The sequence below is a fragment of the Oleiphilus sp. HI0079 genome (assembly GCF_001635105.1).
In genome coordinates, this window is record NZ_LWFT01000361.1 from 1 (window position 1) to 735 (window position 735).

1 protein-coding gene is annotated in these 735 nt (G+C 50.5%); it reads left to right on the plus strand.

The window, feature by feature from the left end:
• Positions 1-735 (plus strand): GspE/PulE family protein (locus tag A3750_RS04830; protein WP_197474898.1); only part of this gene is annotated, 735 nt, incomplete at both ends.

A 735-nucleotide genomic window follows, 5' to 3' on the forward strand; every position in this document is an offset into this window, starting at 1 on the left:
GACTACCTGCTTCGTATGAATGGCAACATGGTGCTGCGCTCGGAGATTCATAAAGAGCACTTGGCCGCGGTAATTAGTCGCTTCAAAATCATCGGTGGGATGAACATTTCAGAACATCGAATGCCACAGGACGGCGGGGCACGTATATCGGTCGGAGGGCATAAGCTTGAGTTGCGTATGTCGATCATTCCAACCATTCACGGGGAGAGCCTAGTCGTTCGGCTGCTGAATGCGGATCAACGCCTGTTCTCGCTTGAGCAGCTAGGGCTTGAAGAAGGTGAGTACAAGCATGTCTATAAGGCATCCAAACAAAGCCATGGTCTCGTGCTCGTTGTGGGACCTACCGGCTCCGGTAAGTCGACCACGCTCTATGCGTTGTTGCAGGAGATCATTGAAAACAAGGCCTTGAATGTCATTACGGTTGAAGATCCGGTGGAGTTTCATATTGAAGGTACGGAACAAATACAGATAAACCGTAAAGCAGGTTCGACCTTTCCGAAAGCCCTGAGGAATATACTACGACACGACCCCGATGTGATTATGGTGGGCGAGATTCGCGACGAAGAAACCGCAAAAATCGCGATCGAATGCGCGCTGACCGGACATCTTGTGCTAAGTACCTTGCACTGTACCAATGCCATTTCGGCGATTACACGCTTGCTTGAAATGGGCGTTAAGCCCTACCTGTTAAAGGCGACGCTGACCCTATTGGTTGCGCAGCGATTAGCGAAGTTA